Here is a 975-nt window from a genome sequence, read left to right as displayed (position 1 = left end):
TTGGAACGGTAGCGTTCCTGTTATTACTTACACCACTAATACCGGTGTTACTGCGACGCTAACCATTGAAGTCACCCTGGTAGATGACGTATCGGTTCTGACTAACGACACCAATACGGTTGCTGAAGATACTATTGCTACCGGCAATGTGCTCGATAACGATAGTGACGTAGATTCAGACTTAAGCGTGGTAAGTTTTGAAGTGGGCGGCCAAACCTATGCGGCCGGCACTGAAGTCACTCTTGATGATGGTGTCCTGATCATCAATGAAGATGGCTCTTACACCTTTACGCCCAATGAAAATTGGAACGGTAGCGTTCCTGTTATTACTTACACCACTAATACCGGTGTTACTGCGACGCTAACCATTGAAGTCACCCCGGTAGATGATGTATCGGTTCTGACTAACGACACCAATACGGTTGCTGAAGATACTATTGCTACAGGCAATGTGCTCGATAACGATAGTGACGTAGATTCAGACCTAAGCGTGGTAAGTTTTGAAGTAGACGGCCAAACCTATGCGGCCGGCACTGAAGTCACTCTTGATGATGGTGTGCTGATCATCAATGAAGATGGCTCTTACACCTTCACCCCCAATGAAAATTGGAACGGTAGCGTTCCTGTTATTACTTACACCACTAATACCGGTGTTACTGCGACGCTAACCATTGAAGTCACCCTGGTAGATGACGTATCGGTTCTGACTAACGACACCAATACGGTTGCTGAAGATACTATTGCTACCGGCAATGTGCTCGATAACGATAGTGACGTAGATTCAGACTTAAGCGTGGTAAGTTTTGAAGTGGGCGGCCAAACCTATGCGGCCGGCACTGAAGTCACTCTTGATGATGGTGTCCTGATCATCAATGAAGATGGCTCTTACACCTTTACGCCCAATGAAAATTGGAACGGTAGCGTTCCTGTTATTACTTACACCACTAATACCGGTGTTACTGCGACGCTAACCAT

The 975-nt window shown here is 46.4% G+C and carries 1 protein-coding gene; it reads left to right on the top strand.

The genetic code is table 11. From position 1 onward, the window contains the following. Positions 1 to 975 (top strand): cadherin-like domain-containing protein (locus AAEY93_RS20260; RefSeq protein WP_351079426.1); only part of this gene is annotated, 975 nt, incomplete at both ends.

The organism is Shewanella sp. CAL98-MNA-CIBAN-0140 (assembly GCF_040309905.1).
In the GTDB taxonomy this organism is placed as follows: domain Bacteria; phylum Pseudomonadota; class Gammaproteobacteria; order Enterobacterales; family Shewanellaceae; genus Shewanella; species Shewanella psychromarinicola.
This window is presented reverse-complemented; position numbering and strand designations above follow the sequence as displayed.